The sequence below is a fragment of the Streptomyces narbonensis genome, assembly GCF_014649015.1.
GTDB classification, from domain to species: domain Bacteria; phylum Actinomycetota; class Actinomycetes; order Streptomycetales; family Streptomycetaceae; genus Streptomyces; species Streptomyces narbonensis.
This window is the reverse complement of sequence record NZ_BMSF01000002.1, coordinates 515,759-539,391: the sequence shown is the minus strand read 5'-3', so window position 1 is coordinate 539,391 and position 23,633 is coordinate 515,759. Positions and strand designations below refer to the sequence as shown.

21 protein-coding genes are annotated in these 23,633 nt (G+C 73.3%); 10 read left to right on the top strand and 11 right to left on the bottom strand.

What is annotated here, in order from left to right:
- Positions 1-283: 283 nt before the first annotated feature.
- Positions 284-1,249, bottom strand: coding sequence for a beta-ketoacyl-ACP synthase III (locus tag IE124_RS05955; protein WP_189505504.1), 966 nt, complete (start codon positions 1,247-1,249; stop codon positions 284-286).
- 235 nt (positions 1,250-1,484) lie between these two features.
- On the opposite strand from IE124_RS05955, the gene fdhD reads away from it, so the two are divergent.
- Positions 1,485-2,312, top strand: a complete 828-nt coding sequence (fdhD, locus tag IE124_RS05950) for a formate dehydrogenase accessory sulfurtransferase FdhD (RefSeq protein WP_189505502.1) — start codon at positions 1,485-1,487, stop codon at positions 2,310-2,312.
- 320 nt (positions 2,313-2,632) lie between these two features.
- Here the strand turns inward: fdhD and IE124_RS05945 are convergent, their stop codons facing one another.
- The 3 genes from IE124_RS05945 to IE124_RS05935 are packed head-to-tail and all read right to left on the bottom strand — an operon-like array spanning position 2,633 to position 4,627.
- Positions 2,633-3,016, bottom strand: a complete 384-nt coding sequence (locus IE124_RS05945) for a (2Fe-2S) ferredoxin domain-containing protein (protein ID WP_189505500.1) — start codon at positions 3,014-3,016, stop codon at positions 2,633-2,635.
- Entirely contained in the window at positions 3,013-3,534 is a 522-nt protein-coding gene (locus IE124_RS05940) for an isochorismatase family protein (RefSeq protein WP_189505492.1), read from the bottom strand. Before IE124_RS05940 ends, IE124_RS05945 begins: the two co-directional genes overlap by 4 nt.
- 25 nt (positions 3,535-3,559) lie before the next feature.
- Positions 3,560-4,627 (bottom strand): bile acid:sodium symporter family protein, encoded by a 1,068-nt coding sequence (locus tag IE124_RS05935; RefSeq protein ID WP_229832202.1) that lies wholly within the window; start codon positions 4,625-4,627, stop codon positions 3,560-3,562.
- A 124-nt stretch (positions 4,628-4,751) separates the two neighbouring features.
- Here IE124_RS05935 and IE124_RS05930 point away from each other — a divergent pair, with 124 nt between their 5' ends.
- The 7 genes from IE124_RS05930 (at position 4,752) to IE124_RS05895 (ending at position 14,316) form a co-directional block, all read left to right on the top strand.
- Positions 4,752-5,672: a LysR substrate-binding domain-containing protein gene (locus IE124_RS05930; protein ID WP_189505489.1), complete on the top strand. Its 921-nt coding sequence runs from the start codon at positions 4,752-4,754 to the stop codon at positions 5,670-5,672.
- A 367-nt stretch (positions 5,673-6,039) separates the two neighbouring features.
- Positions 6,040-7,869, top strand: coding sequence for an AMP-dependent synthetase/ligase (locus IE124_RS05925; protein WP_189505488.1), 1,830 nt, complete (start codon positions 6,040-6,042; stop codon positions 7,867-7,869).
- Between the two features lie 112 nt (positions 7,870-7,981).
- Positions 7,982-9,250, top strand: coding sequence for an ABC transporter substrate-binding protein (locus tag IE124_RS05920; protein WP_189505486.1), 1,269 nt, complete (start codon positions 7,982-7,984; stop codon positions 9,248-9,250).
- Between the two features lie 12 nt (positions 9,251-9,262).
- On the top strand, positions 9,263-12,172 hold the full coding sequence (locus IE124_RS34685) for an ABC transporter permease subunit (protein WP_229832179.1): 2,910 nt from the start codon (positions 9,263-9,265) through the stop codon (positions 12,170-12,172).
- A complete protein-coding gene (locus tag IE124_RS05905; protein WP_189505484.1) occupies positions 12,169-12,927 on the top strand; it encodes an ABC transporter ATP-binding protein in 759 nt (252 codons plus the stop codon). The genes IE124_RS34685 and IE124_RS05905 overlap by 4 nt, the downstream gene beginning before the upstream one ends.
- Before the next feature lie 98 nt (positions 12,928-13,025).
- Positions 13,026-13,820, top strand: coding sequence for an aldo/keto reductase (locus IE124_RS05900; protein WP_189505579.1), 795 nt, complete (start codon positions 13,026-13,028; stop codon positions 13,818-13,820).
- A 31-nt stretch (positions 13,821-13,851) separates the two neighbouring features.
- Positions 13,852-14,316 carry an RICIN domain-containing protein gene (locus tag IE124_RS05895; protein ID WP_189505482.1) on the top strand — a complete coding sequence of 155 codons (465 nt, stop codon included), beginning with the start codon at positions 13,852-13,854 and terminating at the stop codon, positions 14,314-14,316.
- Positions 14,317-14,333: 17 nt separating this feature from the next.
- Here IE124_RS05895 and IE124_RS05890 read toward each other — a convergent pair whose 3' ends face one another.
- Complete coding sequence (locus tag IE124_RS05890) at positions 14,334-15,362, bottom strand: class I SAM-dependent methyltransferase (RefSeq protein ID WP_189505480.1); 1,029 nt, start codon at positions 15,360-15,362, stop codon at positions 14,334-14,336.
- A gap of 91 nt (positions 15,363-15,453) precedes the next feature.
- A complete protein-coding gene (locus IE124_RS05885; protein ID WP_189505478.1) occupies positions 15,454-16,386 on the bottom strand; it encodes an AraC family transcriptional regulator in 933 nt (310 codons plus the stop codon).
- Positions 16,387-16,480: 94 nt separating this feature from the next.
- Here IE124_RS05885 and IE124_RS05880 point away from each other — a divergent pair, with 94 nt between their 5' ends.
- Positions 16,481-17,374, top strand: a complete 894-nt coding sequence (locus IE124_RS05880; RefSeq protein ID WP_189505476.1) for a Rossmann-fold NAD(P)-binding domain-containing protein — start codon at positions 16,481-16,483, stop codon at positions 17,372-17,374.
- Positions 17,375-17,443: 69 nt separating this feature from the next.
- Here IE124_RS05880 and IE124_RS05875 read toward each other — a convergent pair whose 3' ends face one another.
- Positions 17,444-18,178, bottom strand: coding sequence for a class I SAM-dependent methyltransferase (locus IE124_RS05875; RefSeq protein ID WP_189505578.1), 735 nt, complete (start codon positions 18,176-18,178; stop codon positions 17,444-17,446).
- 61 nt (positions 18,179-18,239) lie between these two features.
- Positions 18,240-18,545 (bottom strand): 4a-hydroxytetrahydrobiopterin dehydratase, encoded by a 306-nt coding sequence (locus IE124_RS05870; RefSeq protein WP_189505474.1) that lies wholly within the window; start codon positions 18,543-18,545, stop codon positions 18,240-18,242.
- A 91-nt stretch (positions 18,546-18,636) separates the two neighbouring features.
- Here IE124_RS05870 and IE124_RS05865 point away from each other — a divergent pair, with 91 nt between their 5' ends.
- Positions 18,637-19,455, top strand: coding sequence for a helix-turn-helix domain-containing protein (locus IE124_RS05865; RefSeq protein ID WP_189505472.1), 819 nt, complete (start codon positions 18,637-18,639; stop codon positions 19,453-19,455).
- Here IE124_RS05865 and IE124_RS05860 read toward each other — a convergent pair.
- From IE124_RS05860 to IE124_RS05850, 3 genes are all read right to left on the bottom strand, one after another.
- Positions 19,445-19,867: a hypothetical protein gene (locus tag IE124_RS05860; RefSeq protein WP_189505470.1), complete on the bottom strand. Its 423-nt coding sequence runs from the start codon at positions 19,865-19,867 to the stop codon at positions 19,445-19,447. The genes IE124_RS05865 and IE124_RS05860 overlap by 11 nt on opposite strands.
- Before the next feature lie 484 nt (positions 19,868-20,351).
- Positions 20,352-21,071, bottom strand: coding sequence for a hypothetical protein (locus IE124_RS05855; RefSeq protein ID WP_189505468.1), 720 nt, complete (start codon positions 21,069-21,071; stop codon positions 20,352-20,354).
- A gap of 545 nt (positions 21,072-21,616) precedes the next feature.
- Positions 21,617-23,596: an alpha/beta hydrolase gene (locus IE124_RS05850; protein WP_189505465.1), complete on the bottom strand. Its 1,980-nt coding sequence runs from the start codon at positions 23,594-23,596 to the stop codon at positions 21,617-21,619.
- Positions 23,597-23,633: the final 37 nt, after the last annotated feature.

The window sequence follows — 23,633 nt, the reverse complement described above, 5'->3', positions numbered from 1 at the left end:
GCGCCGCCACCGGTCTCCGCCGAACGGGGCACGGCCGACCGCACGGGCAGGGTCCCGGCACGACCCCGGCCTCCCCCGGACCGGTGGCCCGGGCCTGCCCCGACTCAGTCCGTATATCGGCCCCGGCCTGCCCCCGGACCGGCGGCCCGCACGGTCCCGGCCTGCCCCCGGACCCGCGGCCCGGACGTCAGCCCGGCCTGCCCCGACTCAGTCCCTACCCAGGCCCGGCACGTCCCCGGGCCGGCCCCGGCAGGGGCACGGCGCCCGTTCCGTCCTACGGGACCTACGGGACCCGGATGACCTGTCCCGCGTACGACAGGTTGCCGCCGAAGCCGAAGAGCAGCACTGGGGCGCCGGAGGGCAGTTCGCCGCGCTCGACGAGCTTGGCGAGGGCCAGCGGGATCGAGGCGGCGGAGGTGTTGCCGGAGTCGACGACGTCGCGGGCGACGATCGCGTTGACGGCGCCGATCTTCGCGGCGAGCGGTTCGATGATCCGCAGGTTGGCCTGGTGCAGGACGACGCCCGCGAGCTCCTCGGGGGCCAGGCCGGAGCGCTCGCAGGCCTTGCGGGCGAGCGCGGGGAGCTGCTGGGTGGCCCAGCGGTAGACGGACTGGCCCTCCTGGGCGAAGCGCGGCGGGGTGCCCTCGATGCGGACGGCGTTGCCCATCTCGGGGACCGATCCCCACAGGACGGGGCCGATGCCGGGTGCGGCTCCCGGCTCCTCGCCTTCGGCGGAGTCCACGGCCTCGACGATGGCGGCGCCCGCGCCGTCGCCGACGAGGACGCAGGTGGTGCGGTCCGTCCAGTCGCACACCTCGGTCATCTTGTCGGCGCCGATGACCAGGACGCGGCGGGCGCCCCCGGCGCGTACGGCGTGGTCGGCGGTGGCGAGGGCGTGGGTGAAGCCGGCGCAGACCACGTTGAGGTCCATGGTCGCGGGGGACTTCATGCCGAGGCGGGCGGCGACGCGGGCTGCCGTGTTGGGCGAGCGGTCGATCGCGGTGGAGGTGGCGACGAGGACGAGGTCGATGTCGTCGGGGACGAGCCCGGCGGTGGCCAGGGCCTTGCCGGCGGCGTGGGCGGCGAGCTCGTCGACGGGCTCGTCGGGTCCGGCGACGTGCCGGGTGCGGATGCCGACCCGGCTGGTGATCCACGCGTCGTCGGTGTCGACCAGTTCCGCGAGGTCCTGGTTGGTGAGCACCTTGGCGGGCTGGTAGTGCCCGAGCGCTGCAATGCGAGTGCCCGTCATACCGGGACCCCCTCGGTGGTTCGTTCGTCCGGCAGGATCCCCCAGTCTTGCCAGCGACTGATCGGTAACAGGTGACGTAAACCACCAACATTCACCCGTACCGCTTGGCCGACCATGACAAGGGCCGGGGTGGGGCACGGGTCCCCGGTGACGGAGAATGGCCCCGTCAGAGCCGTTTCCGTCGCGTTTTCGCGGCCTCACGGCCTTCCTCGCGAAAGAAACGGGTGCGATCACGATGGGACGGGTCACCGAGCGGCGGCGTGTCATGCGGATCCGCGGCGGGGCGGTGAACACGCGGCCCGACACCCTGGTGGCCGAGGAGCCGCTGGAGATCCGGCTGAACGGCCGGCCGATCGCCATCACCATGCGCACCCCTGGGGACGACTTCGCGCTGGCGGCGGGTTTCCTCGTGAGCGAGGGTGTCCTCGCGGCCGCCTCGGACGTGCGGAACATCGTGTACTGCGCGGGGGCGACGGACGACGGCCGGAACACGTACAACGTGGTGGACGTGCAGCTGGCGCCGGGCGTGCCCGTCCCGGACATCTCTCTGGAGCGGAACGTCTACACGACGTCGTCGTGCGGGCTGTGCGGGAAGGCGAGTCTGAACGCGGTGCGTACGACGGCCCGTTTCCCGATCGCCGACACGCCTCCCGTACGGCTCACGCCGGCGCTGCTGTCCGTGCTGCCGGAGCGGTTGCGGGCGGCGCAGCGGGTCTTCGACTCGACGGGCGGGCTGCACGCGGCGGCGTTGTTCTCGGAGGACGGGGAGCTGCTCGACGTGCGGGAGGACGTGGGGCGGCACAACGCCGTGGACAAGCTGGTGGGGCGGGCGCTGCGGGAGGGGCTGCTGCCGTTGGAGCGGGCGGTGCTGCTGGTCTCGGGGCGGGCGTCGTTCGAGCTGGCGCAGAAGGCGGTGATGGCGGGGATCCCGGTGCTCGCGGCGGTGTCGGCGCCGTCGTCGCTCGCGGTGGACCTGGCGGCCGAGACGGGGCTGACGCTGGTCGGGTTCCTGCGGGGGCCGGACATGAACGTGTACGCGGGCGAGCACCGGATCGCCGTCTAGGGGGTGTCCGGTCGATCGGGGTCGGCAGCGCCGCGGCCCCGGCCGTGATGGACCGGACAGGTCCCAGCCGGGGCGGGGGTTCAACGGTCCGTTCAGCGGTCCGTTCAACGGTCGGCTCAGCAGCCGGTTCGGCGGTCGGTACAGCAGCCGGTTCGGCGGTCGGTACAGCAGCCGGTTCGGCGGTCCGTTCAGCCGTCGGTACAGCGGCCGGTTCAGCGGTCCGTTCAGCGGCCGGTTCAGCGGTCCGTTCAGCGGCCGGTTCAGCGGTCCGTTCAACGGCGGGTTCAGCGGTCCGTTCAACGGCGGGTTCAGCGGGCCGTTCAGTTCTTCGGCGGGTCGATCATCTGGAGGGTCAGGGTGTCCGGGGGCTTCGCGATGCCGGGGCCGCCGGCCTTCGTCCAGGTGAGGATGTCGTCGAGGCAGTCGTCGTCGAGGGTGAAGGCGATCCAGGCGGCCCGGCCGCCTCGCCTGCGGCCCTCGGTGGAGGGCTGCACGACGACGATGTTGGCCTGGGCGCAGGGGCCGAGGCAGTCGCTCGTACGGACGGCTAGCCGGCCGCCGGAGGCCGCGGCGGCCTCGCGGAGGCGGGCGAGCTGGCCGGCGTGGTCGGTGCCGGGGTTCTTGCGGGCGTCGCCGCAGCAGCAGCCTCGGCAGACGACGAGGGAGCAGGGGCGGGCCCCGTACCGTATCGGGACGGGTGTCACGCGGGGCCGTCCAGGGTGATCGCCGAGACGGGGGCGACGGTGCCGAGGCGGGGGAAGTCGAGCTCGACGGAGGCACGGTGTTCGTCGGCGGTGAGGGCGGTCATGGCGTCCTCGGCGAAGACGAGGTCGTAGCCGAGGTCGCCGGCGGCGCGGGCGGTGGACTCGACGCCGAGGTTGGTGGCGATGCCGCCGAGGACGAGGGTCGTGGCGCCGGCTCCGCTGAGCAGGTCGTGGAGTCCCGTGTCGTGGAATCCGCCGATGGTGCGCTTGACGACGACGTGGTCGCCGGTGTGGACGAGGTCGGGAACGAGCTCGCTGCCGGGCGGCTGGGCGGGGACGTTCGGCCGTTCGACGCGGATGTGGACGACGGGTGCTCCGGCGTTCCGGAAGGTGTCGGCGAGCCGGGCCGCGGCGGCGAGGACGTCGGTGCCGGGGCGGGGGGCGAGGGGCAGCGCGACGATCCGCTCCATCAGGTCGACGAGGACGAGTGCGGTGCGGCCGGGATCGAGTGAGGGCATGGGAGCACCGTAGCGGCCCGGATGATCATCGTGGGGCGGGTGGGGGTGTGATCCGGCCGACGGGTGCGGGGTGCGGGGCGGTGGGGGCCGCGAGCGGTTCCTGTGGGTCGTGGGAGCGGCGTTTGGCGATGACGGCGCAGACCATCAGCTGCATCTGGTGGAAGAGCATCAGCGGGAGTACGGCGAGCGCGGCGTGTGCGCCGAAGAGGACGCTGGCCATGGGCAGGCCGGCCGCGAGGCTCTTCTTGGAGCCGGCGAACTGGATGGCGACGCGGTCGGCCCGGTCGAAGCCGAGACGCTTCGCCCCGTACCAGGTCAGGGTCAGCATCGCGGCGAGGAGGACGGCCTCGACGGCGAGGAGCAGGCCGAGGCGGGCCGGGGTCACGAGCTGCCAGACGCCGGCGACCATGCCCTGGCTGAAGGCGGTGTAGACGACGAGGAGGATCGAGCCGCGGTCGACGCGGCCGAGGGTCTTCTTGTGGCGGACGAGGAATCCGCCGACCCAGGGGCGCAGGAGCTGTCCGGCGAGGAAGGGGACGAGGAGCTGGAGGACGATCTTGAGGAGGGAGTCGGCGGAGAGGCCGCCGGTGCTGCCGCCGAGGAGGAGGGCCGCGAGGAGGGGGGTCAGGAGGATGCCGGCGAGGGAGGAGAAGGAGCCGGCACAGATCGCTGCGGGAACGTTTCCGCGGGCGATGGAGGTGAAGGCGATGGAGGACTGGATGGTGGAGGGCACGAGGCAGAGGAAGAGCAGTCCGCCGTAGAGCTGCGGGGTGAGCACGGTGGGTACGAGGCCCCGTGCGGCGAGTCCGAGGAGCGGGAAGAGCAGGAAGGTGCTTGCGAGGACGGTGAGGTGGAGGCGCCAGTGCCGGAGGCCGTCGAGGGCCTCGCGGGTGGAGAGCCGGGCCCCGTAGAGGAAGAAGAGCAGGGCCACGGCTCCGGTCGACGCGCCCTCCGCGACGGTGGCGGCGGCCCCGGAGGCGGGCAGCAGTGCGGCGAGGCCGACGGTGCCGAGCAGCGTCAGGACGAACGCGTCGACGGGAAGCCGGGACGGCAGGCGCGGGACGGGGAGGCGGAGGGGGGTGCGGCGGTTCATGGGCTTCAGCTCTGTGGAGTACGGGGGTGCGCTTCCATCCTGGTCCAGCGGGTGGTGATCGGGAATCCCGTACAGCGCTCTGACTGTCATCGCGATCCGTGATGAGCGGGGTTACGGTCGTGCTGTGTACGAACCGACGCAGTTGCGCACGTTTCTCGCCGTGGCCCAGACGCTGAGCTTCACGCAGGCCGCGCGTCGGCTGGGGGTGCGGCAGTCGACGGTGAGCCAGCACGTGCGGCGCCTGGAGGAGGCGACGGGGCGGCCTCTCTTCTCGCGGGACACGCACAGTGTGGAGCTGACGGAGGACGGTGAGGCCATGCTCGGTTTCGCGCGCGCGATCCTCCAGGCGCACGAGCGGGCGGCGGCGTGGTTCGGGGGGACGCGGTTGCGGGGGCGGCTGCGGTTCGGGGCGTCGGAGGACTTCGTGACGACGCGGCTGCCGGAGATCCTGGAGTCCTTCCGGCGGGAGCACCCCGAGGTCGACCTGGAGCTGACGGTCGAGCTGTCGGGGACGCTGCAGGCGCGGCTGGCGGCCGGCCGACTGGATCTGATCCTGGCGAAGCGGCGCGGCGACGGGGGTGGAGGCGGTGAGGCGGGCAGGGGCGGTGAGGCGGGCAGGGGCGGTGAGGAGAGCGAGGGGCGGCTCGTCTGGCAGGACTCGCTGATCTGGATCGGGGCGCCGGGGCTGCGGGTCGAGCCCGACCGGCCGGTGCCGCTCATCCTGTTCCCGCCGCCGGGGATCACGCGGGCGCGGGCGCTGGAGGCCCTGCAGGCGCAGGGCCGGGCGTGGCGGATCGCGTGTACGAGTTCCAGCCTGAGCGCGAACGTCGCGGCGGCGCGGGCGGGGCTCGGGGTGATGGCGCACACGCGGGGCCTGGTGCCGGAGGGGCTCGTCCCGGTGCCGGCCCGTGCGGGGCTTCCGGAGCTGGGCGAGGTCGGTTTCGTGCTGTTGCGGGGGCGGCGGGGCGGGGCGACGCAGGAGGCGGCGGACGCGCTGGCGGAGGCGATCCTGGCGGGAGGCGACCGCCTGCACCGGCCGCGCTGATCCGGGGCGGGTGACGGGCCTGGGTGACGGGCCTGGGTGAGGGCCTGGGTGAGGGCCGGGGACGGGTCCCCGGGAGCCCGTGCGGACCGGCCATGGTGGCTTCGGGGCGCCCTCCCGTGCGCAGGCGGTACAGATTCCGTGGAGATTCGCGCGGGGTGGACGTACCGAGCGGTCTGCAACGCACCCGCCGCACCCGCGACTTGGTCTCCTCACCCGTCCTGACCTGTGCGAACGCGGAATGTCCCGGCTTGGTGAAGGCCCTCCCGCCGGGCAGGCGGGTGGGGTACCGTCACCCGCGCTGTACGGAGTGCGACAGCGGTCCCTTTCAGCCATCGAGCCGACGTGCCGACGAGGGAGGAGCAGGCCAGTGCGCGAGTTCACCGTGCCGCCCGTCGCGGCGGCGCCTCAGGTCGGCGGTCTTGCGGATGCCGTGTTCGAGCACGCCCTCGCCGACCCGGACCGGGTCGCGTTCGGCCGCAAGGGCCGGGACGGGGAGTGGCGGGACGTGACGGCCGCGCGGTTCCGGGACGAGGTCCTCGGTCTCGCGAAGGGGCTGATCGCGCAGGGTGTGCGGTTCGGTGACCGGGTCGCGATCATGTCCCGTACGCGGTACGAGTGGACGCTCTTCGACTTCGCGCTGTGGACGCTGGGCGCGCAGCCGGTGCCGATCTATCCGACGTCCTCCGCCGAGCAGGTCTTCTGGATGCTGCACGACGCCGAGGTCACGGCGTGTGTGGTGGAGCACGAGGACCATGCGATGACGATCGGGTCGGTGATCGACCGGCTCCCCCGGCTGCAGCGGCTGTGGCAGCTGGACTCGGGGGCGGGGGCCGTGGCCGAGCTGACGGCGGCGGGCACGGAGATCGACGAGGACGTCGTGCAGCGGCACCGGCGGGCGGTGACGCCCGAGTCGGTGGCCACGGTCATCTACACCTCGGGGACGACGGGCCGGCCGAAGGGCTGTGTGATCACCCACGCGAACTTCATGTTCGAGTCGGACATGCTGACGGGCCGCTGGGATCCGGTCTTCCGGTCCCGGCCCGGGGAGCAGGCGTCGACGCTGTTGTTCCTGCCGCTGGCGCACGTCTTCGGGCGGATGGTGGAGGTGGCGGCGGTGCGGGCCGGGGTGAAGCTGGGGCACCAGCCGGTGATGGCGGCCGCGGAGCTGCTGCCGGACCTGGCGGCGTTCCGGCCGAGTTTCGTGCTGGCCGTGCCGTACGTCTTCGAGAAGGTCTTCCACGCGGCGCGGCGCAGGGCGGAGCGCGAGGGGCGGGCGGCGCCCTTCGACAAGGCGGTGGAGGTGGCGGTCGCCTACGCGGAGGCGGTGGAGCACAAGGCGTTCGGGACGGGCCCGGGGCCGTCGGCCGCGCTGCGGGTGCAGCACCAGTTCTTCGAGAAGACGGTGTACGGGAAGGTCCGCGCCGCGCTGGGCGGGCGGATGCGGCACGCGATGTCGGGCGGTTCGGCGATGGACCGCCGGCAGGGCCTGTTCTTCGCGGGCGCCGGGATCACGGTCTTCGAGGGGTACGGGCTGACCGAGTCGTCCGCCGCGGCCACGGCGAATCCGCCGGAGCGGACGCGGTACGGCACGGTGGGGCAGCCGGTGCCGGGGACGACGGTGCACATCGCGGAGGACGGTGAGGTGTGGCTGCACGGCGGGCAGGTGTTCTCCGGCTATCTCAACGATCCGCGGTCGACCGCGGCCGTCCTCAGCGACGGCTGGCTCGCGACGGGTGATCTGGGGTCGCTCGACGAGGACGGCTATCTGACGATCACGGGGCGGAAGAAGGACATCCTGGTGACCTCGGGCGGCAAGAGCGTCGCGCCGTCGGGTCTGGAGGAGCGGGTGCGGGCGCATCCGCTGATCGCCCAGTGCCTGATCGTGGGCAACGACCGGCCGTACATCGCGGCGTTGGTGACGATCGATCAGGAGGCGGTGGAGCACTGGCTGGCGATGCAGGGGCGGCCGCCGCTGTCGCCGGCCGAGCTGGTGCGCGATCCGTCGCTGGAGACGGAGATCCGGCGGGGTGTGGTGGCGGCCAACACGCTGGTGTCGCAGGCGGAGTCGATCCGTACGTTCCGGATCCTGGCGCATCCGTTCAGCGAGGAGCACGGGCTGCTGACTCCTTCGCTGAAGCTGAAGCGGAAGGCGATCGAGCGGGCGTACGCGGCGGAGGTCGAGGCGCTGTACGGGTGAGGGGTGAAGGTCCCGGCGCTTCTGACGCATCATCAATTGACGTTGCGTCAGTTATTGACGGTTCATCAGGCCGGTCACAGAATGCGGTCACCCGACGGAGGGACGACCGAACGTGCTGCGACCGATCCGCACCCTCGCCGCCGCATCAGCGGCCCTGCTCCTCGCCACGGCCTGCAACTCGGCCTCCACCGGCGGCACTTCGGAGAAGCCCGGCTCTCCGGGAACCTCCGCACGCGGAGTCACCGCCGACGCGATCAAGGTCGGCGGCATCGTCTCCATGACCACCGCGAGCGGCTACTCCAAGAAGGACACCGATCTCGGCGCCAAGGCGCGCTACGACCGGGCCAACGCCGAGGGCGGTGTCAACGGCCGCAGGATCGACTACCTGGGCGCCGAGGACGACGGCCAGGACCCGGCCAGGAACCTGGCGGCGGCCCGCAAGCTCGTCCAGCAGGACAAGGTGTTCGCCGTCTCCCCCATGAGCTCGGTCACCTTCGCCGGAGCCGACTTCCTCAACGGCCAGAAGGTGCCCACCGTCGGCTGGGGCACGCTCCCCTCGTTCTGCGGGCCCCGGTACATCTACGGCTTCAACGGCTGCCTCGTCCCGACCCCGGGCGGCACCCTCAACCAGACCTGGCCCGAGGGGCTCGCCACCGTCCTCGGCGGCTCCAGCGGCAAGTCGGTCGCGCTGATCGCCGGCGACAACGACGCGGGCAAGTTCGGCATCCGTACCTTCACCCAGGGCTTCAAGGCGGCCGGCTTCACCCTCGCGTACGCCAAGGCCTCGGTGCCCGCGACCTCCCTGCCGAGCGACTGGTCGGCCTACACCAAGGAGATCCTCCGCTCGGGGCCCGGCGGCTCCGCGCCCGACGTCGTCGTCTCGGTGATGCAGACCCCGTACAACATCGGCCTGTTCACCGCGCTCAAGCGGTCCGGCTACAAGGGCGTCCTCACCGACCCCACCGACTACGACCCCGGCCTGCTCGCGAAGGACGCGACGCGGCAGGCGCTCGACGGGGTGCACGTGCTGCTGCAGTTCCAGCCGTTCGAGGCGGACAGCCCCGCGATGACACGGTTCAAGGCGGACATCAGGAAGGCGGCGGGCGGCAAGGACGTGCCGCTCAACATGCACATGATGACCGGCTACATGTCCGCCGACCTCTTCCTGTCCATCGCCGCGAAGGCCGGCAAGGAGCTGACCGTCGAGTCCTTCCAGAAGGCCGCGAACGGCTTCTCCGACACCGGCACGCTCGTCGGCGACCGGGCCGAGCCCAAGGGGCAGAAGGAGAGCTTCGGCTGCGGGGCGCTCGTCCGGCTGAAGAACGGACGCTACGAGGTGGCGGTGCCGTTCAGGTGCTATCCGGCGATCCCCTTCGGCTAGGGGCGCCTCACCGTGGGTGACCTGCTGGGCTTCGTGCTGAGCGGGCTGGTCTCGGGCGCGCTGTACGCGCTGCTCGCGACCGGCCTCGTGCTCTCGTACTCCGCCTCCGGACTCTTCAACTTCGCGCACGGCGCCACCGCCTACCTGTGCGCGCTCGCCTTCCACGAGCTCCACTCCGGCTTCGGCCGGCCCGCCGTGCCGACGGCGCTGCTGCTCGTGTGCGTCGTCGCGCCCGCGCTCGGCTGGGGCCTGGACCGGCTGATGTTCCGCAAGCTGGCCCGCGTCGGGGAGACGGCACAGATCGTGGCCACGATCGGCCTGCTGGTCGCCCTGCCGGCGGCCGGGCTGTGGGTGGTCGAGCTCCTGGAGCGGGCCGGGGCCCCGGTCCAGCCCGCCGAGAACCAGTTCGGGCTGCCCGGGATCGGGCCGAGCCCGGCGGTGTCGTGGCAGCCGCTCGACGGCGTCGGCATCGACTCCGACCAGCTGATCACCTGGCTCGCGACGGCCCTGGTGGCGGCCGGGCTGTGGGTCCTGATGCGGCACACCCGGCTCGGGCTGCTGCTGCGGGCGGCCGTCGACAACCGCTCGCTGACGGAGCTGCGGGGTGTCAGCGCGGACCGGCTGTCCTCGATCGCCTGGATGCTGTCCTCGGGTCTCGCGGGCCTCGCCGGGGTGCTCGCGACCCCGCTCCTCGGCCTCTCCGCCCACGACTACACGCTCTTCCTCTTCGTCTCCGCGACCGCGGCGGTGCTCGGGCGCTTCCTCTCGGTGCCGCTCGCCTTCGCGGGCGGGCTCGGGCTCGGGGTGCTGCAGAACCTGGTGGCGGGGTACGCGTCGTTCGCCGAGGACATCACCGGCTTCCGGACGGCGGTGCCGTTCCTGATCCTCTTCGGCGGCCTCGTCGTCCTGGCGCGACGGCGGCGCGCGGCGGGCACGGCCGCCGCCGATCCGCCGCCGGTCGACTACCTCGCCGGGAAGGGCCGGCTCCGCCGGTGGGGCGCCTGGGTCGTGGCGGGCGCGCTCCTCGCGACGGCCTTCTACACGGTCACCACGCCGTTCTGGTCGGGGATCCTCGCGCAGGGCCTCGCGATCGGGCTCGTGTTCATGTCGTTCACGGTGGTCACGGGGCTCGGCGCGATGGTGTCGCTGGCCCAGGCGACGTTCGTGACGGGGGCGGCGCTGGTGGCGGGGCTGCTGATGAGTCACGGCTGGCCCTTCGTGGCCGCGGCGGCGGTCGGTACGGCGGCGGCGGCGCTGCTCGGCGCGGTGGTCGCGCTGCCCGCGCTGCGGCTCGGCGGCCGGTCGCTGGCGCTCGCCACGCTGGCCCTCGCGTTCCTGGCGGACCAGGTGCTGTTCCAGATGGGATGGCTGCGCAACGGGGACACGGGCTGGGAGATCCCGCGCCCCGTCCTCGGCCCGCTGGACCTCGGCGACGACCGGGCGCTGGGGGTCGCGCTCGTGGTGCTGTCCGGGGCGGTCGTGTGGCTGCTGACCCGGCTGCACGGCTCCCGGTGGGGCCGGGCGGTGCTCGCGGTCCGCTCGGCGCCGGAGGCCGCCGCGGCCTCGGGGGTGTCGGTCGTCCGCACGAAGCTCCTCGTCTTCACGGTGTCGGCGGGCCTCGCGGGCTTCGGGGGCGTGCTGTACGCCTCGTACAACACGCGGATCACTGCGACGGACTTCACGGCGATGACGGGCCTGGTGTGGCTGGCGGTCGTGGTCGCGGCGGGGGTGCGGCGCCCGCAGTTCGCGGTGGTGGCGGGGCTGGGCTTCGCGGTGGTCCCGCATCTCCTCGCGACCTATGTGACGGAGTCCGCGCACCTTCCGGTGATCCTCTTCGGTCTCGCGGGCCTGGCCCTCGCGAACGACCCGGACGGGTACTGCGCGGCGCTGCCCTCGCGACGGGCGGCGCGGGCGGCGGCCGTACGGGGACGGGGGGACACCGCGCCGATGCCGGAGCCGGAGCCGATGCCGATGACGGAGCCGGAGCCAGTGCCGGAGCCAGCGCCGGGGCCGGGGCCGGGGCCGGGGCCGGGGCCAGTGCCGGTGGTGGGGCCGGCGCCAGTGCCGGTGGTGGTTCCCGTGCCCGGGCAGGCATCGGCCCCGACGCCTACGCCCGGCTCGGCGGACGGACCGGCTCCCGGCCCTGCGCCCGAACCGGTTCCCGCCGGAGCAACGGCCGTCCGTCGGGAGCCGCGCGAGCCGGTACGGGGACCGGGCGCCGAACCGCCCGCGCTCGCGTTGCGCGGCGTGCGGGCCGGCTACGGGGGCGCGGCCGTGGTGCACGGCGTCGACCTGGAGGTCCGCGGCGGGGAGGTGCTCGTGCTGCTCGGGCCCAACGGGGCGGGCAAGTCGACCCTGTGCCGGGTGGCCGCCGGGCTGCTCCCGCCGTCCGCCGGGCACGTGCGCGTGGCGGGCCTGGACGCCAACGGGGACGACACCGTCCGGCGGGCCCGGCGCGGGGTGCGGCTCGCCCCCGAGGGGCGGGGGATCTTCGCCGGGCTCTCCATCGAGGAGAACCTGACCCTGCAACTGCCCGCGTCCGAGGACCGGGACGCCGTGTACGCGCGCTTCCCCGCGCTCGCCCGCCGCCGCTCCGTCGCCGCCGGCTCCCTGTCCGGCGGCGAGCAGCAGATCCTGGCGCTCGCCCCGCTCCTCCAGCGCCCGCCGACCGTCCTCGTCGCCGACGAGCCCTCCCTCGGGCTCGCGCCCCGCGTCGTGGACGAGGTGTTCCGTCTCCTCACCGAGCTGCGGGCGAGCGGCACGGCGCTGCTCCTCGTCGAGGAGAAGGCGGCCGAGGTCCTCGGTGTCGCCGACACCGTCGCGTACCTCTCACAGGGCGGGATCGCCTGGTCCGGGCCACGCTCCGAAGTGGACACGGACCGGCTCGCCGAGGCCTATCTGGGGACGGGAGTCCGCCGATGACGAATGCACTGCTCCACGCCGGCGGGATCGACGTCCGCTTCGGCGGCGTCCACGCCCTGCGGGACGTGACCCTCGCCGTACGTCCCGGGGAGGTCTGCGGACTCATCGGGCCGAACGGCGCCGGGAAGACCACGCTGTTCGACGTCCTGTCCGGAATCCGGCGGCCCGACGCCGGGAGCGTCACCTTCGCGGGCGAGGACGTCACCCGCCGCTCCCCCGTGTGGCGGGCCCGCCACGGCGTCCGCCGCACCTTCCAGCGCCAGCAGCTCTTCGGGCAGCTGACGGTGACCGACAACCTGGTGGTGGCCCAGGACTGGCGGAGCGGCCTGCGGCCGGGGGCTCGCCGCCACCGCGAGCGGGCCGCGGCCGTGCTCCGGGAGTGCGGGCTCCACGCGCTCACCGACGCCTACGCGGGCGCGCTGCCGGTCGGGCAGGCCCGCATGGTCGAGCTCGCCCGGGCCCTGGCCGACCCGCCCCGGGTGCTCCTCCTCGACGAACCGGCCTCGGGGACGACCGCCGAGGAGCGCCGCCTGCTCGCCGCCGTGGTCCGCCGCGTGGCCGAGGAGGAGAACTGCGCGGTGCTGCTCGTCGAGCACAACGTGGCCTTCGTGATGGAGCTGTGCTCGCGTGTCGTGGTCCTGGACCTCGGGCGGGTCCTGGCCGAGGGGACGGCCGCGGAGGTCCGGGCCGACCCGGCCGTACGGGAGGCGTACCTCGGGTCGGCCGTCCGCGCGGCGGAATGCGACGGGGGCTGAGATCGTTGCCCCAGGGAGTACTCCGACGACGTTAGGAACGACCGCACGTGAGCACGGACAGCAAGGTTCCTTCCCTCACCCTGAACAACGGCGTGCCGATGCCCCAGTTGGGCTTCGGCGTGTGGCAGGTGCCGGACGACGAGGCGGCGACGGCCGTGGCCACCGCGCTGGAGGCCGGCTACCGCTCGATCGACACGGCCGCGATCTACCAGAACGAGCGGGGCACCGGGCAGGCCGTGGCCGCCTCGGGGATCCCGCGCGAGGAGCTGTTCGTCACCACCAAGCTGTGGAACAGCGAGCAGGGTTACGACGCGACGATGCGCGCCTTCGACGCCTCGCTGGAGAAGCTGGGCCTCGACCACGTCGACCTGTACCTGATCCACTGGCCGCTGCCGTCGAAGGACACGTACGTCGACACGTACCGAGCCTTCGAGAAGATCCACGCGGACGGGCGGGCGCGGGCGATCGGTGTCTCGAACTTCCTGCCCGAGCACCTGGACCGGCTGATCGGCGAGACGTCCGTCGTGCCCGCCGTGAACCAGATCGAGCTGCACCCGCAGCTCCAGCAGTCGGCCTCGCGCGAGGCGCACGCCCGGCACGGCATCGCGACGGAGGCGTGGTCGCCGCTCGGCCAGGGCAAGGGGATCCTGGAGGTTCCGGCGATCCTGGCGATCGCGCGGAAGCACGGGCGGACGCCGGCCCAGGTGGTGCTGCGCTGGCACCTCCAGCTGGGGAACGTGGTGATCCCGAAGTCGGTGACCCCCTCGCGCATCCGGGAGAACATCGACGTCTTCGACTTCACGCTCGACCCGGAGGACCTGGCGGCGATCGCCGCGCTCGACGAGAACCGCCGTATCGGCCCGGACCCGGCGGAGTTCCACGTCGGCGCGTGAGCGCGGCCGTACGAGAGAGGGGGGACGCACCGTGAGCGGTGCCCCGATGCCCGTCGAGGAAGGCCTCTACCGGGTACGGAACGTGGCGAGCGGGCTGCTCCTGGAGGTGCCCGGGGGCTCGGCACGCAGCGGCGCCAAGATGCACCAGGGGGTCGAGGACGGCGCCGCCGGGCAGCACTGGCACGTCACGGCCGTGCCGAACGGAGGCGGCCTCTACCACCTGGTCAACGCGGCCAGCGGCAAGCGGCTCGACGTCATGAACGCGTCCACGGAGAACGGCGCGCTGATCCAGCAGTGGAAGCCGAACAACTTCGGCGCACAGGAGTGGATCATCGAGCAGGACCTCCAGTCGCCGGGCACGGTGGCGCTCGTGAGCTTCGTCAGCGGGCTGTACCTGGAGGTCGCGGACGGCTCGCGGGAGGCCGGCGCGTCCGTGCGGCAGTGGGAGGACTCCGACTCCCCCTCCCAGTGGTGGCAGTTGGAGCCGGTGTCCTGAGGTCCGCGCCCGGGCCGTCAGCCCTTGCGGGCGGTGTGGACGGTCCGGGCCGTCAGGTGGAAGAGGTCCGTGCGGTGGTGCAGGGACCTCTCGTCGGCCGGGTCGAGGAGTCGGTCGAGCGTCTTGCGGTCGTCCGCGTCGATCCGGTCGCCGAAGCCCTCGCGGAGCCGCTGGTAGTGCGAGACGGCCAGCTCCCGGACGACCGGGGAGACGGGCGCGGGGAGGTCCGTGAGGAAGGTGCGGGTGCCGGCGGGGGTGAGGCCGGCGCTCGCGAGGAGCGCCCGCCAGTCGTCGGGTTCGTCGACGGAGCCGGGGAGTTCGGCGCGCATCTCGCCGAACGAGTGGGCGTGGGCGGCGTCGAGGCGGGCTTCGAGGCCCGGTCGGCCGATGCCGATGTGCCAGGGCAGGTGGCGGGTGGGCAGGCCGCCCTCGACGAGCGCGATGAGGCCGCCGGGGCGCAGGAGGCCCGCGAACTCGGCGAGCGCGGCACGCTGGTCGCCGATGTGGTGCAGGGAGTTGCCCGCCCAGACGAGGTCGGCCTCGCCCAGGGTGCCGATGGCCTCGGGGAGTTCGGCGTGGAGGGTGGAGACGCGGGCGCCGAGACCGCGGGCCTCGGCGCGGTCACGGGCCCGTTCGAGGAGCTCGGGGCTGCCGTCGACGGCGACCGTCTCGGCGGCCGGGAAGGCGTCCGCGAGCAGGCTGGTGACGACCCCGGGACCGCTGCCCACGTCGAGGACGCGCCGGACGCCGTAGACCGGGGCGAGCGTGCCGAGCCAGGCGGCGGCCTCGGTGTAGGCGGGGCTCGCGATCTCGGCCTGCCGCTCCAGGAGCAGGGCCATCTCACTCCAGTCGAGGTGGGTGCCGTCGTGGTGGTGGCCCGCCCCCTGGCCGTGGTTCTGCTCGTGGTCGTGGGTCGGCCCCTGGCCATGGTCCTGACCGTGGCCCTGGTTCTGCCCGTGATCGTGGCCCTGGTTCTGCCCGTGGTCGTGGCTCGGCTGGTTCTGCCCGTGATCGTGGCCCTGGCGCGATGCGTGGTGCTGGCTCATGGTTCCAGGGTGCGGCGAGGCGGCGGAGTACGCGAGAAAAGTTGCCGGTCCGGCAAAGAGTCCCCGGTCGTGTCGCCGACGGCCGGGCCCCTCAGTTCCGGGCGCGGTGCTCCTGTGGACTGAGCCCGCGTACCCGCTTGAAGGCGGCGCTCAGGGCGAAGGCGCCGCTGTAGCCGACCTGCCGGGCGACCGACTCGACGGTGGTGTCCGTCTCGCGCAGCAGGTCGGCGGCGAGCGCGAGCCGCCAGTCCGTGAGGTACGCCATCGGGGTCTCGCCGACGAGCTCGGCGAAGCGGCGGGCGAGCGCGGCCCGGGACACGCCCGTCTTCGCGGCGAGCGAGGCGACGGTCCAGGGGTGGGCGGGGTCGTTCTGGAGGAGCCGGAGCGCCCGGCCGACGACCGGGTCGCCCATGGCGCGGTACCAGGCGGGGGCCTCGGCGCCGGGCCGGGAGAACCAGGCGCGGACACCGGTGATGAGCATCAGGTCGAGGACCCGGTCGAGGACGGCGGTCTGACCGGGTTCGTCGCGGGCTATCTCCTCGCCGAGGAAGGGTGTGAGGGGGCAGTTCCATTCCTCGGCAGGCAGGTGCAGCAGCCCCGGCAGGGCGTCGAGGAGCCGGCGGCCGACCTCGCCGTCCATCCGGTAGGTGCCGACGAGGAGCGTCGTGCCGCCGTCGGGGGCGTTGCCCCAGGTGCGGACGCCGAGCCGCATGGTCTCGGCGAGCGGCTCTCCGGACAGGGTCGTGCAGTTGCCGTCGGGGCCGATCACGGCGCGGGGCGGGGCGTCGGGGGTGTCCGCGACGGTGTACGGCTCCGGGCCGCGGGCGATCGCGATGTCGCCGGGTCGCAGGAGGACGGGTGCGCCGGTGTCGGGGATCACCCAGGCCTCGCCCTCGGTGACGCACATCAGGCAGATCGGCGCGCCGTCCTCGATGCGGACGGACCACGGCGGCTCCATGATCATGCGGAGCAGGAAGGCGCCCCGGGCTCGGGGTCCGTCGAGGAGTCCGGCGAGTACGTCCATGGGGCGTAAGAGTAGGCGGCCGGGTGGACGGACGCGTAGGGGCGTGAGACTGCGGAGCATGGGCGGCGGGGGCCGTGGGCGGGAGTCTTGAACCATGACGACGAACACGCAGAACACGCAGAACACGCAGAAGACGCAGAGCGGGAACGGCGGTCGGGCTTCGGCCGGCGCGCGGACGATCCTCGTCACGAGCGCCACCGGCAAGACCGGGCGGCGGGTGGCCGAGCGGCTCGCGGCGCGCGGGGTGACGGTCCGTCATGGCTCCCGCACCGGAGCGACCCCCTTCGACTGGGAGGCGCCGGAGACCTGGGGTCCGGCGCTGCGGGGCGCGGACGCCGCGTACGTGGCCTACTACCCGGACCTCGCCGCTCCCGGCGCGGTGGAGGCGATGCGGACCTTCGGCCGACTGGCCGTGGAGAACGGCGTACGGCGCCTGACGGTGCTGTCCGGGCGCGGGGAGCCGGAGGCGGTCGTGGCGGAGGGAGCGCTGCGGGAGGCGGCCGGCGGGGTCGAAATGACCGTCGTGCGGGCCTCGTTCTTCGCGCAGAACTTCTCCGAGGGGCTGCTCGCGGAGGGGGTCGCGGAGGGGATGCTGGTCTTCCCCGCGGGGGACACGCTGGAGCCGTTCGTCGACGTGGACGACCTGGCGGACGTGATCGTCGAGACCCTGACGGCGGACGGGCACGCGGGGCGGGTGCACGAGGTGACGGGTCCGCGACCGGTGTCCTTCGCGGAGGTCGCGGCGGAGATCTCGCGCGTCTCGGGTCGCCCGGTGGTCTACGAGGCGATGCCGGCGGCGGAGTACGCGGGGCTCCTCACGGACTTCGGCCTGCCGGCCCCGGAGGCCGAGTGGCTCGCGGCTCTGTTCGCGACGCTCCTCGACGGCCACAACGCCTCGGCGACGGACGGCGTGAAGCGGGTCCTGGGCCGCGAGCCGCGCTCGTTCGCCGCGTTCGCGGCGGAGGCCTGGGGCGGCCCCACGACCTGAAGCGGCCCGTCCGCTCGCGGCGGCCCGCCGGCTTGCGGCGGCCGTCGACCTGCAGCGGCCCGGGGAAGGTCAGCCGCGCTTGACGAAGGCGGCAAGCCGGTAGCGCGGGTCGTCACGGAGGCGGTCCTGCTCCGGGAGGGCCTCCAGGGCGGCCGCGAGCACCTCGGTCGTCGCCGGGTCGCCGGTGTACCAGGAGGCGAAGTAGCCGCTGCGCAGCCTCCGTACGGTGTCGCCCGGGGTGCGGCCCTGCCCGTGGCCCTGGAAGTGGGTGCCGGGGGCGGGGTCGAGGCCGTGGGCGGCGGCGTGACGGGCGATCAGGTCCGAGCGGTCGCCGGCGGCGGACTCCGAGCGGTGGGGACGGAGGATGTCGTCGATGTCGCTGCCGACGTCATGGGCCGCGTCCTTGTCGACGGTGGCGATCAGGACACCGCCGGGGCGCAGGACTCGGGCCGCTTCGGCGACGATCTCGGTGGCGAAGGGCACGAGGTGCAGCAGCCAGACGGCGGAGACCGCGTCCAGGGAGGCGTCGGGCAGCGGCAGTCGCCGGGCGTCGGCGCGGACGGTCCGGCCCGGCAGGCGCCCGGTGGCCGTCGCCAGCATGGCGTGGGCGGCGTCGGCCCCGTAGACCCTCAGGCCGGTCCTGGTCAGGCGCTCGGTGACGAGGCCGGTGCCGCAGGCGACGTCGAGGAGCGTGCGCGCGCCGGGCGGCACGAGGCGCAGCACTGCCTCGGCCGCGGCCTTGGCGCGGGGCACGCCGCCCCGGGTCCGGTCGTAGTGCGCCGCCTCGGCCTCGTAGTCGAGCATGGTGTCCGCCATGCGGATGATCTTACGTACGGGAGCGAGGGAACGGACGGGGAACGACGGGTCAGTCGGCGCCGTGGCCCGGTGCGATCCCCTCGACGCGCTCGGCGAGCCGGAAGTCCAGCTCCGTGACGGCCCCGCCGGCGGAGTGGGTGTTCACGGACACGGCCACGGTGTTGTAGCCGAGGGTCAGGTCGGAGTGGTGGTCGAGCTCCTGCTGGATCTGAGCCACGTGCACGACGAGCGCGGTCGCGGCGAAGTGGTCGCCGAGCCGGTAGGTGCGGATGAGGTGGTCGCTCTCGACGGACCATCCGGGGAGCTCCCGCAGTCGGTCCTCGATCTCCTTCTGCGACAGTGGCTGTGTGGGCACGGTGGTGCTCCCTCCGGTCGGGTGGTGCGCGGTGCGGGACGGGGTCCCCCGGGGAAGCTACCCGGGTCCCCCACTGGGATACCGTCTGGCCATGACGACTGTCGTGAGCGACACGGGGGTAGGGCCGCTGCTTCGCGGATGGCGTGAGCAGCGGCGGCTGAGTCAGCTGGAGCTCGCGCTGCGCGCCGACTCGTCGGCGCGGCACATCTCCTTCGTGGAGACGGGCCGTGCCCGGCCGAGCGAGGAGATGGTCCTCAGGCTCGCCGAGCACCTGGACGTGCCGGTGCGGGAGCGGAACGCGCTGCTGCTCGCCGCCGGTTACGCGCCCCGGTACGCGGAGTCGCCGCTCGGCGCCCCGCACCTGGAGGTGCTGCGGGAGGGCATCGAGCGGCTGTTGCGGGGGTACGAGCCGTATCCGGCGTTCGTGGTGGACGGCTCGTACACGGTGGTGGCGGCCAACCGGGGCATCGGGCTGCTGCTCGACGGGCTGCCGGAGCATCTGCTCGCCCCGCCGCTGAACGCGATGCGGCTGACCCTCCACCCGGAGGGCCTCGCGCCGAGGATCCGGAACCTGCGGGAGTGGCGGGGGCATCTGCTGGCCCAGATGGAGCGGCAGATCGCCCTGGCCCGGTCGGAGGCGCTGCGCGAGCTGTACGAGGAGGTGGCGGCGTATCCGCTGCCGCCGGGCGCGGAGGAGGAGAGCGCGCCCGACGCGGAGCCGTATCCGTACATCGCGCTGCCGATGCGGATCGAACACGACGGGCGGATCCTGTCGTTCGTGTCGTCGATCTCGACGTTCAACACGCCGATGGACGTGACCGTCGCCGAGCTGGCCATCGAGACGCTGCTCCCGGCCGACGCGGAGACGGTCGCGTACCTCCAGTCCCTGGCGGCGGCGGTCAGCGAGTAGCGGCGACGGCGCGCAGGGCGGTCCACTGGAGCAGGGCGAAGCCGGCGACGGTGGCCGCCTGCATCGGTGTCCACAGCAGGCCGGCGGTGGTCGGCTCCAGCCAGGCGAAGAGGGCGACGACGCTGAGGACGGCCCAGAGGACGTTGATGTCGACGACGAGTTTGACGCCCAGGGCCGGCGGCTGCGGGCGGCTCGCGAGCCATGCGACGCCGGCGGCGTACGCGGTGAGGAGGAAGCCGAGTTCGAGCAGCAGGGCCGCGTCGATGCCGAGGAGCTCGCCGAGGGGGCCGGAGGCCGTGAGGTAGGCGAGGCCGTTGGCGCCGGTGACGAGGGCGTCGAGGCCGAGGAAGCGGCGGACCGCGGTCTGCGGCCGGGTGGTGCGGGCGAGACCGGTCAACAGGGCCTGGGACATGGCGGATCACCCTCCATGGGGACGTTCGTGCTGGTGGTGGTTCCGGAGCCCGAGCGGAGTGCGCCGCCCGGGTCCCGGTGTCCTTGAGCATGCCGGGCGGCGACGGAGGGGTCGATTACCTGTCAGGTAATGCGGGCCTCGCGGGGGTCGACGGGCCTCAACGGGCCTCGGGCGAGAGCCCGTTCCCCCACGCCTGAGCCCCCCTTCGCGCCCTGTCCCCAGACGACACCCTTTTCACCGGCAAGCCTTGGCCGAACTCCCCTTGGTTTCACCAACAGGCCTCGGCGGACCACCCCTTCCACCAGCGCGACGGGCACGCCGTCGGCGTGCTCCTCCCCAGGCCCTCCCGGAAGGCGACGCGGACCGGCCGTGGCGCGGCCTCGTCACCGGCTACGACGAGACCGCACCCTTCCGCCCCGCCGCCGCCTTCATCAGGCCCGCGGCGAGATGATCGAGATGATCGAGATGATCCGAGAGAAGCGGCCTACTCCGGGGGCCGCAGGAAGGTGATCTGCTGCCAGTCCGCGGCGAAGCTGCCCTCGGACAGGACGTCGACGTCCTTGAGGACGTTGTTGCTGTCGATGGATCCGATGCAACCACGGCCGGAGTCACCGTAGTAGAGGATGCGGTCTCCGCTGAGTCCGGTGATCTGCCTCCAGTCCGGGGCGAAACTGCCTTCGGGCAGAACGGTCTCGTCCGCGAACGTGTTGTTCGGGAGGACTCGCGCGATGCATCCGCGTCCGCCCGCTCCGTAGAACAGGACGCGGTCGTCGCTCAGTCCGGCGATCTGCCGCCAGTCGGGGGCGAAGGCGCCCGGCTCGTAGTGGGTGAGGCCCTGCGGAACGTTGTGGTCGGGAATATTGAACATCCAGGACTTGTCGTTCGCTCCGGCGTAGAAGAGGACGCGGTCGCCGCTGAACGTCGCCACCTCCGTGTACCCGGGGACGAAATGCCCCTCGGGCGGCCCGGGGTACGCGACCACGTCCGAGAGGGTGTTGTCGGCGCCGATGGAGCCGATGCAGGACCGGCCGGAGTCCGCGGCGTAGTACAGGATGCGGTTGCCGCTGAGCGGTGTGATCAGTGTCCAGTCCGCCGCGAAACTGCCCTCGGGCAGGACTTTCACGTCCTGGAGGCCGTTCTGGGCGTCGATGGTACCGATGCAACCACGGCCGGACGCGCCGTAGTAGAGAATGCGATCTGACATCACGTCGCCTCTCTGGAATGTGCCAAGACGGGCTCATCGCCAGACGACACGAAAATTGACCCAATGGCAGGTCGTCGGTGAAGGGGAAGGTGCGGACGCACCACCGTCGGGCAGGGGCGCATGCCCGGCACGGAAGCCACGGAATCCGGTCGATCGCGCTTCTGCGCCGGAATCCCGAACCCCGGCGCCTACCGACGACCACGGTGCCGGCCTCGGAGGCGGAATCACCCCGATGCTGGTGGTCGGCACGCGGAATCTCTTCTTTAAGTATCGTCCCCGACCGGCGCATTGTGCCAGTCGGGAGACACATTCGCCTCCTCGGGCGGTAGGCCACCGGGCATGGCAGGGCCGGGCAGTTGGAGGAAAGTGACGGTTCGCCGCGCCTGGACGAACCGATCGGACAAGGCTGCGGCCGGCCGGGCTCGGACGGACGGGGTGGTCGGCAGACCGGGGCCCATGGCCCCCCGAGGGAACGGCTCGAAAGGACGCTGGCGACACGGGCGTTCACGGTACTGGGCTGAGTTCGGCGGCCGGGGGCGGGCCACTCAGTACGGGGCCCTGCGGTGACCGATGAAGGCGCGCAGGCGGGTCGTGTCGGCGGCGGTCCAGTCGGGCGGCGGCAGGACCGCCGCCCAGCCGTCGACGGCGCCGGCCCCGTACCGATGGCCGTGCGGGGCGTCGACGCCGTAGGAGACGGTCATGTCGACGGAGGTCTGCCAGAAGGCGACGAAGGGGAACCAGCTGATCTCGGGGGTGACGTCGGGGCCGAGCGGTTCGTCGAGCCATTCGGGGCGGTCGAGGAGCAGTTCGGGCGACCACCAGACGACGGGGTCGGAGGCGTTCTGCAGGTAGACCGCGCGCGGCCGTCGCCAATCGACGGCGGGGCGTTCGAGGTCGGTACGGGGGAACTGGGCGAAGCGGATGTGGGCGCCGCCGCGGTACTGGGGGCGCCAGACGGGGCTGCCCGGGTCGCGGTCGCGGCGGATCTCCCGGGAGATCGGCGAGAAGTGGGGCGGGCCCATCAGGAGGGCGCCGTCGGTTCCGGCGAGGAGCGCGTCGGCGGTGCCGAAGGAGGCTTCGACGGCGTAGGCGCCGAGGCTCTCGCCGGTGACGACGAGCTTCGGCCGCCGGTCGGCGGGGAGGGCGTCGAGGCGGGCGCGGACGGCGTCGAGGAGGGCCCGGGTGGCCTGTCCGGCCTTCTCCTTGTCGACGAGGAAGGAGACCCAGCTCGGGAGGTACGAGTACTGGACGGCGACGATCGCGGTGTCCCCGCCGTACATGTACTCCAGCGCCTCGGTGACGTTCGGGTCGATCCAGCCGGTGCCGGTGGTCCCGGCGACGGCGAGGACGGCGCGGTCGAAGGCACCGGTCCGTTCGAGTTCGCGGACGGCGAGGCGGGCCTGGGCGGCGAAGGGCGGATCGTCGGTGAAGGCGGCGGGCAGCGCGGAGGGGACGTAGACGCGGACCGGTTCGTGGGCGGGCCGGCCGGTCCAGGCGGTGAGGGCGGCGCGGGTGGGTGTGGAGCCGGTGAAGTTGCGGCCCTGGTAGCCGAGGTCCCGCCAGGGGACGAGGGAGCCGGGGCCGCCGGTGACGTGGCGGGAGGCGGGGCGCCGGATGCCGTCCTTGGTGCCGTCGTTGGTGGCCTCGGCGATGCGGTCGGCGAGGTCGACCACGCCCCGGTCGAAGACGACGTCTCGGATACCGACGAGGACGACGAGGGCGGAGAGGGCCGCGCCGACGGCGTAGGCGACGGGGCGCGGCAGGAGGCGGCCGAGGAGCCGGATCAGGGTGACGGCTCCGAGCCGGACGGACCGGGCGACGAGGAGGGCCGTGAGAAGGAGGCCGAGGGCGATCAGCGCGATCATCGGCGTGTGCCAGGTGAGGGTGGGCGGTAGGCCCTGGAGGACCCGGAGCTGACGCTGCATCCCGGCGCTCTCGGAGATGAGCCAGATGGCGAGGACCGGGCTGAGCAGCCAGTACGCCTGCCAGCAGCGGGTGCGGGTCCGCTCGGCGGGGCGGCGGCGCACGAGGGCCCGGAAGAGCCAGGCGAGGGTGGAGCCGAGGGCGTAGCCGATGGCGGCGGTGATGCCGCCGACGATGCCCTGGAGGTACCAGGGCCGGGGCACGAGGGAGGGGGTGAGGCTGGACCAGAAGAAGACGGTGGCTAAGAGGAGGGCGGTGAGGTCGGGCCAGCGACGTATCCGGTACGCGGGGTCGGGACGGTCCCAGTAGGGGCGCCGCGCGAAGGCGAGGAGCCGGTCGGCGGCGCGCGCGGCGGCGCGGGCGCCGGGGTCGGTACGGGCTTCGGTACCGGCGGCGGCTCGGGGGTCGGCAGGGACCTCGGTACCGGCGGCGGCTCGGGGGTCGGTGCGGGCGTTGGTGCCGGCGGCTCGGGGGGTGCGGGCGCCGGTGCCGGCGGTGCGGGCGTCGGTGTCCGTGTCGGTGGTCGTCGCGGTGTGGGGGCCCGGGCCGGACGCGGGTCCGGCGGACCGATCGGGGCTGGTGTTCCGGTCGGTCGAGGTCATCGGATCAGCCTCGTACGTCCGTACACCCGTCCGCAAA

Excerpts from the sequence above, each read along its gene's own strand:
- IE124_RS05955 (WP_189505504.1), bottom strand. The coding sequence starts at position 1,249 with ATGACGGGCACTCGCATTGCAGCGCTCGGGCACTACCAGCCCGCCAAG.
- fdhD (WP_189505502.1), top strand. The coding sequence starts at position 1,485 with ATGGGACGGGTCACCGAGCGGCGGCGTGTCATGCGGATCCGCGGCGGG.
- IE124_RS05940 (WP_189505492.1), bottom strand. The coding sequence starts at position 3,534 with ATGCCCTCACTCGATCCCGGCCGCACCGCACTCGTCCTCGTCGACCTG.
- IE124_RS05935 (WP_229832202.1), bottom strand. The coding sequence starts at position 4,627 with ATGAACCGCCGCACCCCCCTCCGCCTCCCCGTCCCGCGCCTGCCGTCC.
- IE124_RS05905 (WP_189505484.1), top strand. The coding sequence starts at position 12,169 with ATGACGAATGCACTGCTCCACGCCGGCGGGATCGACGTCCGCTTCGGC.
- IE124_RS05900 (WP_189505579.1), top strand. The coding sequence starts at position 13,026 with ATGCCCCAGTTGGGCTTCGGCGTGTGGCAGGTGCCGGACGACGAGGCG.
- IE124_RS05890 (WP_189505480.1), bottom strand. The coding sequence starts at position 15,362 with ATGAGCCAGCACCACGCATCGCGCCAGGGCCACGATCACGGGCAGAAC.
- IE124_RS05885 (WP_189505478.1), bottom strand. The coding sequence starts at position 16,386 with ATGGACGTACTCGCCGGACTCCTCGACGGACCCCGAGCCCGGGGCGCC.
- IE124_RS05880 (WP_189505476.1), top strand. The coding sequence starts at position 16,481 with ATGACGACGAACACGCAGAACACGCAGAACACGCAGAAGACGCAGAGC.
- IE124_RS05875 (WP_189505578.1), bottom strand. The coding sequence starts at position 18,178 with ATGCTCGACTACGAGGCCGAGGCGGCGCACTACGACCGGACCCGGGGC.
- IE124_RS05865 (WP_189505472.1), top strand. The coding sequence starts at position 18,637 with ATGACGACTGTCGTGAGCGACACGGGGGTAGGGCCGCTGCTTCGCGGA.
- IE124_RS05860 (WP_189505470.1), bottom strand. The coding sequence starts at position 19,867 with ATGTCCCAGGCCCTGTTGACCGGTCTCGCCCGCACCACCCGGCCGCAG.
- IE124_RS05855 (WP_189505468.1), bottom strand. The coding sequence starts at position 21,071 with ATGTCAGATCGCATTCTCTACTACGGCGCGTCCGGCCGTGGTTGCATC.
- IE124_RS05850 (WP_189505465.1), bottom strand. The coding sequence starts at position 23,596 with ATGACCTCGACCGACCGGAACACCAGCCCCGATCGGTCCGCCGGACCC.